Origin of the sequence: Synechococcus sp. EJ6-Ellesmere (assembly GCF_024345875.1) — a bacterium.
GTDB lineage: Bacteria > Cyanobacteriota > Cyanobacteriia > PCC-6307 > Cyanobiaceae > Regnicoccus_A > Regnicoccus_A antarcticus.
This window is the reverse complement of the sequence record NZ_JAGQBY010000154.1, coordinates 1-7,434: the sequence shown is the minus strand read 5'-3', so window position 1 is coordinate 7,434 and position 7,434 is coordinate 1. Positions and strand designations below refer to the sequence as shown.

Sequence of the window (7,434 nt, the reverse complement as noted above, 5' to 3'; positions counted from 1 at the left end):
CAGCAGCCGCTCGGCCGGCACCCCATCACCGGCCACGGCCTGGACCAGGTCGGCATCGAAGCCTTCCTCATCGAGCAGGGAGACCATCCGCAGGCGCAGAGCTTCCACCAGCTCGCCGGCGAGTGAAGGGGCATCGAGCTGCAGGTCTGGCAACAGCTGGGCCCAGTGGGCGCTGGCCTGCTTCAGCAAGTTGATCAGATTCAGAGACCAGCCCCGTTCCCAGAGGATCTGCAGCACGCCGTTGCCCGCCCGGCGCAGGGCATAGGGATCGGAGGAGCCACTCGGCCGCTCTCCTTTGGCGTAGATGCTCAGCAGCAGCTCCAGCCTCTCGGCCAGGGCCACCACGGCGCCGGCGTCGGAGCTCGGCATCAGATCCCCGGCTCCCCGCGGCAGATAGTGCTCCAGCACCGCCAGGGCCACGGCCCTGGATTCCCCCTCCGCCAGGGCGTACTTGGCCCCCATCACTCCTTGCAGTTCTGGGAATTCACCCACCATCTGACTGACCAGATCGTGCTTGCACAGGTGCGCGGCCCGCAGGGCAGCCTCCTGGTGGTCCCGTGTCAGGGAGAGGTGCTGCAGCAGCAGTTCGCTCAGCCAGAGCAGGCGATCACTGCGATCGAGCAGGCTGCCTAGCCCTTCGGCGAAGGTGACGCTGGCGAGGCGCTCCCGCCGCTGCTCGCAGCTGATCGCACGGTCGGCCTGGAGAAAGAACTCCGCATCAGCCAGGCGGGCCTTGAGCACCCGCTCATTGCCCCGCCGCACCGTGGCGGCCGCCGCCGGCAGACCGTTGCCGATGCAGAGGAATCGGGGCAGCAGGCTGGCCTGGGCCGAGAGGGCGAGGGGATCTTCCGCCGCGTCCAGGCGGCGCAGGGGCACATAGCGCTGGTGGCTGCGCATCACCGTGCTCAGGACCTCCGGCGGCAGGTCGAGGAAACGCGGCTCCACCGATCCCTCGATCAGGCTGGGGCTCTCCACCAGATCCACCAGTTCCTCGAAGAGCTCCTCGGGGAGATCGGGCCGTGCCTCGGCGGCGCTGGCGGCCGCGAGCACCTGCTGGCGGATCCAGTCGGCCCGCTGCTGCCGTTCCACCAGCACACCGGCTTCAGCCAGCAGTTCGCTGTGGAGGCCCGCGTCAGGAATGGTGAGGGTTTGCTCCGACAAGCGGTGGCCCCGGCTGATCCGGCCGCTGCTGATCAGTGGATCACTTCCCTCCAGCACCACGGGGATCACCTGCTGATCGAGTAAGGCCACCAGCCAGCGGACCGGGCGGCTGAAGCGCAGCTCTCCCTCGCCCCAGCGCATGAAGCGCCTCCCCTGCAGGCCTGCGATCCAGGCCGGGATGCATTCCGCCAGCACCTCTTTGCTTGGTCGGCCTGGCTGCAGGAGGCGAGCAAAGACGAACGGACCCTTGGGAGTGTCCCGCAGCTCCAGGCTGGCTGGATCGACGCCGCAGCGGTTGGCGAAACCGATGGCGGCCGGGCCCGGTTGGCCATCCACAAAGGCCTGGCCCCCCGGGGGGCCCTTGCGTTCCTCGGCCAGATCGTCCTGGCTCAGGGGCAGATCGGCGACGCGCACCACCAGGCGCCGCGGCGTGCTGGTGGCCTCCACCAGGCCATGGGGCAGCCGCTGGGCGGCCAGGTCATGTCGCACCTGCTGCTCCAGCTGAGGCAGGGCCAGGCGCGCGAAATCGGCCGGCAGTTCTTCGGTTCCGATTTCCAGCAGGAACGTGGCCACTCGTACAGCTCAGCAGCCTGTGACTGTATTGAAAGCCCGTCAGCCTCACCCTGCTTCGCTACCTTCGAGGGACGCTGATGCCTTTGTTGTGACTCTCACCCCCGAACGTCATCTCAAGTCGTCGGGGCCCGGCCACACCAAGGTTGAAACCGAGGCTGTGGATGCAGCCTCTCGATCCTCTCCGGCCACCAACGGCAATGCCGCTGACGAGTCCGCCGCCGCCATCAAGCCTCCAAGCAAGTTCGAGCGCCTGAAGGCCGCCAGCGACTACCTCAAAGAGCCCCTGGCCACCGAACTGGAGAACGACAAACCCTTCTTCACCGATGGGGCCGTTCAGATCCTCAAGTTCCATGGCAGCTACCAGCAGGACAACCGCGACAATCGCCAGAAGGGCCAGGAGAAGGACTGGCAGATGATGCTGCGCCTGCGCAGCCCGGCTGGCCGCATTCCGGTGCCCCTGTATCTGGCGATGGATGATCTCGCTGATCGCCTCGGCAACGGCACCCTGCGGCTCACCACCCGCCAGGCCTTCCAGATGCATGGGATCGCCAAGGCCGACATCCGTGAGGTGATCGGCACGATCGTGCGCTCGATGGGCTCCACCCTCGCTGCTTGCGGTGACATCAACCGCAACGTGATGGCTCCGGCCGCACCCTTTGAAAAGGGGGGGTATCCCGCCGCCAGGCGTCTGGCCGATGAGATTGCCGACCTGATCTCCCCGCTGGCGGCCGAGGGGTCGTATCTGGATCTCTGGGTGGATGGCGATCACAGCTACCGCTTCAAGCCCGCAGCGGCCGTGAAGCGCGCCCGTCAGCGGCAGTTGCAGGGGGCTGGATTCAGCGGCGACCCCAACGAACCGCTCTACGGAGGCACTTACCTCCCCCGCAAGTTCAAGGTGGCCGTCACCGTGCCGGGCGATAACTCGGTGGATCTGCTCACCCAGGACATCGGCCTGGTGGCCTTCACCAACCCCTCCGGACGTCTGCGCGGCTGCAACGTCTACGTGGGTGGCGGCATGGGCCGCACCCACAACAAGGAGGAAACCTTCGCCCGCACCGCCGATCCCCTCGGCTACGTGGCGGCTGAGCATGTGCTCGATCTGGTTCAGGCCATCGTGGCCCTCCAGCGCGACCACGGCGACCGGGAGGAGCGGCGCCATGCGCGAATGAGGTATCTGATCCACGACCGCGGGGTCGACTGGTTCCGCCAGGAGCTCGGCCGTTACCAGGACGCGCCGATCAAGCCCCTGCGGACGGAACCGAAGCCCCGCCTGGACGACTACCTGGGTTGGCACCGCCAGAACCGAGGGCTCTGGTTCGTGGGGTTGCCCCTGCTCTGCGGCCGGCTGGAGGGTGAGCGCAAGCGCGGGCTGCGGCGCCTGGTCGAGACTTACCAGCTGGAGGTGCGGCTCACCCCCAACCAGGATCTGCTGCTCTGCTCGATCGGCACCTCCCAGCGCAGCAGCGTGAAGGAGGCCCTGGCCGCCCTGGGCTTCGAGGCGCCGGAAGCGCCGTCTTTGCTGTCGCGCCATGCCATCGCCTGCCCGGCGTTGCCCACCTGCGGCCTGGCGATCACCGAATCGGAGCGGATCCTGCCGGCGGTGCTCGAGCGCCTGGAGGCTCTGCTGCAGCGGCTCGGTATCGAACGGCCGCTGCTGCTGCGCATGACGGGCTGCCCGAATGGCTGCGCCAGGCCTTACATGGCCGAAGTGGGCCTGGTGGGCAGCGGCGTGGAGCAGTACCAGCTCTGGCTGGGCGGCACCCCCAACCTCACCCAGCTGGCGGCTCCCTACCTGGAGCGCATGCCCCTCGCCGACCTGGAGGCCACCCTGGAGCCGCTGCTGGTGCTCTGGAAGAGCACGGGCGGTCGTCAGAGTTTCGGCCAGTTCATCTCCGGCCTCGGCGCCGAGAGGATTCAGGGGCTGCTCCCTGCCGAGAGCTGATGATGGCTCCCCTGCAGAGCGGTTCTGCTCCCCTGCTGCTGGGTGCAGCCAGCCTGGTCCTGGTGGCGATCAGCCCCTGGTGCCCACCGCTTGAGGCCCGCACGATGCCACCACCGCCGAAAACGCCCGTCACGATCTATCAACCTGACGGTGACACCTGCCGGGCCGACCACCTGCTCAAGGCGTACCAGAGCCAGCTGCTGCAATTTGCCGATCAGCCCCCTCAGGTGCTGCAGCGGCTGCGTCAGATGCAGCTGGAGCTGGGAGAGGCCAGCTTGAAGCGCTGCGCCAACGAGAACCGGATCAGCCGGGAGGAAGCTGACCGCATCTGGCGGGAGCTGCAGCGTCAGCCCCTGCCGGGATCCCAGCCTCCATAGATCGCGGACGGCTCTCCCTGACGCCAGGCCCAGAGCTGATCGCCGTGGCTGAAGTGCCACCACTCATTGGGGTGCTGGGCGAATCCGGCGGCCGCCATCACCTCACGCAGCAGACTGCGGCGCCCGTGCCACTCGAGCTCGAGCACCCCTGCCCCCCCGCCGCCATCCAGGCGACCGGATCGCCTCGAAGGGTCGTAGTGATCAGGCTCCGAGACAGCTCCGATCGCATCGATCTCCCCGCCCAGATCGAGCGGTTCGCCGCCTGAGGTGGCCAGGGTGAGATCCACAGCACCGCCGGTGCTGTGGGGGGGTGGTGTCGCTGGATCCAGGCTTGGGGGGGCCCAGAAACGGCCTACTTCCGCGGTCACGGCCTCCAGCTCGGGCCCGCTCTGGCGAGGGTCCAACCCCAGCCGGCGGCATTCGCTCTCGATCGTGTGCTCCACCATGAACTGCTGCACCCGCACGGGCCTCCAGCCGTCGAAGATCGCCAGGCACCAGTCGCTGCGTTGACGCTGCAGCTCGCCCTGGGCTACCAGCAGGCGTTCCACCACGCCGCTGCGCAGCTGGAAGGGGCTGCAGCCGTCGCCGTAGGGCGCTCCCAGCGACACGTAGGGGTGGGGCTCAAGTCGCAGAATCTCCCTGGGCAGGGGAATCAGCGGTTCGGCCGTGTCCTGGATCGGAATCGGGCTCCAGGGCCTGAGCAGGCTGGGGCTCACGCGCGGGGATGGCGGGGACAGTCAATTCAAGCTGCCGGCCTCGACCTGCCGTTGCCGCTGCTCGAGCAGCGCCTGGCGCAGGCCCGGATGACCCTCCAGGTCGGGGTCGAGCTCCAGCAGCCGCCTCGCCAGCGAGCGGGCCTGCTCCAGCACGTCCCCATCGTCGCTGAGGCTGGCCAGGGCCAGGTCTGGCAAGCCCGACTGGCGTGTTCCCAGCACCTGGCCTGGCCCCCGCAGTTGCAGATCCATCTCGGCGATCTCGAAGCCGTCGCTGGAGCGCACCAGCAGCTCCAGCCGCTGCTGGGCCTGCCCGGCTTTGCCATCGTTGATCAACAGGCAATGGGAGGCGGCCGCCCCGCGCCCCACCCGGCCCCGCAGCTGATGCAGCTGCGCCAGCCCGAAGCGCTCGGCGTGCTCGATCACCATCACGCTGGCCTCGGGCACGTCGACCCCCACCTCCACCACGGTGGTGGAGACCAGCACATCACAGTGGCCGCTGGCGAAGGCGTTGATCGCCTCCTGCTTGCGGGGACTCGGCATCCGCCCGTGCAGCAGGCCCACGCGCAGGTCTGGAAAGATCTCCTCCTGCAACTGCTGGTGCACGGTCACCGCCGAGCGCAGGTCCAGGTTCTCCGACTCCTCCACCAGGGGCAGCACCACATAGGCCCGCTGGCCCAAGGCCACCTCTGCGCGGATCAGCTCGTAGGCCTCCTGGCGCTGGCCGCCCCTCAGCAGGCGGGTGCGGATGGGGGTGCGCCCCGGCGGCAGGCCGTCGATCTGACTCACCTCCAGGTCGCCGTGCACCGAGAGGGCCAGGGTGCGCGGGATCGGTGTGGCGGTCATGGTGAGCAGGTGGGGCTGCAGGCCCTTGCCCATCAGCCGGTCGCGCTGGCGCACGCCGAAGCGGTGCTGCTCATCCACCACCACCAGCCCCAGGCGGGCAAAGGCCACCGGATCCTCCAGCAGGGCATGGGTTCCCACCAGCAGCTGCAGCTGGCCGTTGGCCAGGTCCTGGAGCAGCTGGCGCCGCCGCCCCGCCGGGGTGGATCCCGTCAGCAGGGCCGTGCTCACGTGCAGCTGGCTCAGCCACTCCCCCAGCTTGCGGGCATGCTGCTCGGCCAGCACCTCCGTGGGGGCCATCAGGGCCCCCTGGCAACCGGCTTCGATGGCCACCAGCAGGGCCGCGATCGCCACCACGGTCTTGCCGCTGCCCACATCCCCCTGCAGAAGGCGGGCCATCGGCTGCTCCTGCTCCAGATCGGCCTGAATGTCCGCCAGCACCCGCCGCTGGGCCTCGGTGAGCTGGAAGGGCAGCAACTCCAGAAAGGAGGTCATCAGACTGTTCTGCCCACTGGGCAGCCGCAGGGGCCGGGCCGGCCGCCGGGCGAGCTGCGCGCGCCGTTGCAGCAGGCTGAGCTGCAGCAGCAGGAATTCATCGAAGACCAGCCGATGGCGGCTGGCCCTGAGGTCGTCGCGATCAGCAGGATCGTGCAGACCGCGCCAGGCGGTGGCTCGATCCTGCAGACCCTCTTGCCGCCGCAGGGCTGCCGGCAGGGGATCGCCCCAGTGGGCGGCTGCGGTCAGCACCGTCTGGATGGCCTGGCGCAGGCGTTCGGCGCCGAGCCCTTCGGTGAGGGCATAGACCGGCACGAGCCGTCCGATCTGGCGCGAGCGCACCGGGGTATTGGGGGAGTCGAGCACCTCCAGCAGGGGATCCTGCAGGGTGGGGCCATAGGGGGTCTGACGCACCAGGCCGCTGGCGGCCACGCTGCAGCCTGGCGGGAACTGGCGTTGCTGGGCCTTGAGCCATCCCGGTGAGCTGAAGCGCCTGCCAGCGAAGAACTTGCTCAGCCGCAGCCGTCCGGTGATGTCGTGGAGCTGCAGTTCCAGGATCACCAGCCTGGGGTTGCGCGGGCTGGCGAAGGCATGGGAGCGCTGCACCGTGGCGACGATCGTGGCCGTGCTGCCCGGCACCAGCTCCCGGATGCGCACCAGATTCGCGTAATCGAGGTAGTCGCGGGGGTAGTGGCGCAGCAGGTCGCGGGCCAGCAGCAGACCGAGGCCCGCCAGTCGCGTGGCGGTTTTCGGCCCAATCCCCGGCACCTCGGCCAGGGGGGTGTCGGGTTGGATGGGGCTGGCCGTCCGGCGGGCTCCCGAAGGACCCCCGTTGGAGGCAGCTGTCTGGGGCGCCAGCTTCAGGCGCGGGGGGCCGGGCGGCCTGGGAGGATCCAGGCTCTGGCGAAGGCTGTGCAGCTGCTCCCGGCTGCGCCGCAGCAACGACTGGCGCTGGGCCAGGGGCAGCGCGTCGTAGCGGGCGAAGAGCTCGGCCAGGGCGATCAGGGCTGGCGCCGCCTCAGGCAGCCGGCGGATCAGGTCGTCGGGGGGCTGTCGGCACTGGCGCTCCAGGAAGAGGCTGAACCGTTCCCGGCGGCCCTGCAGGTTCTCGAACCCGCGCTCCACCTCCAGCTGCAGGGCCTGTTGCAGGGTGGTGATCCAGCTCCCATGGTCCAGGCTGGCCCCGGGTTGGCTGGCCCCGGCGCTGGCGGCTGGCGGATCCCCCGCCGGGTTCAGTCCGGGCTCTGGGGGGTGGATTGGCTGTCCCGCATCCACTGCTGTGCCGCTTCCAGGGCCCTGGCCCGCCGCTGCCAGTGGCGGTACTGCTGAG

5 protein-coding genes are annotated in these 7,434 nt (G+C 69.3%); 2 read left to right on the top strand and 3 right to left on the bottom strand.

What is annotated here, in order from left to right; all coding sequences use genetic code 11:
• On the bottom strand, window positions 1–1,734 hold a 1,734-nt coding region (gene glyS, locus KBY78_RS14400), incomplete at its 3' end, for a glycine--tRNA ligase subunit beta (protein ID WP_255144189.1).
• Window positions 1,735–1,822: 88 nt separating this feature from the next.
• Here glyS and sir point away from each other — a divergent pair.
• A complete protein-coding gene (gene sir, locus KBY78_RS14395; protein ID WP_255144188.1) occupies window positions 1,823–3,676 on the top strand; it encodes a sulfite reductase, ferredoxin dependent in 1,854 nt (617 codons plus the stop codon).
• Window positions 3,676–4,053 carry a hypothetical protein gene (locus KBY78_RS14390; protein WP_255144183.1) on the top strand — a complete coding sequence of 126 codons (378 nt, stop codon included), beginning with the start codon at window positions 3,676–3,678 and terminating at the stop codon, window positions 4,051–4,053. Before sir ends, KBY78_RS14390 begins: the two co-directional genes overlap by 1 nt.
• On the opposite strand, the gene KBY78_RS14385 is transcribed toward KBY78_RS14390, so the two are convergent.
• Together KBY78_RS14385 and recG are read right to left on the bottom strand one after the other, a co-directional pair.
• The gene (locus KBY78_RS14385) at window positions 4,023–4,769 is read right to left on the bottom strand and encodes a M15 family metallopeptidase (protein WP_255144182.1); all 747 of its coding nucleotides are present in this window, start codon (window positions 4,767–4,769) and stop codon (window positions 4,023–4,025) included. The two genes, KBY78_RS14390 and KBY78_RS14385, sit on opposite strands and share 31 nt — an antisense overlap.
• A gap of 21 nt (window positions 4,770–4,790) precedes the next feature.
• Window positions 4,791–7,379: an ATP-dependent DNA helicase RecG gene (gene recG / locus KBY78_RS14380; protein WP_399215963.1), complete on the bottom strand. Its 2,589-nt coding sequence runs from the start codon at window positions 7,377–7,379 to the stop codon at window positions 4,791–4,793.
• Window positions 7,380–7,434 lie beyond the last annotated feature (55 nt).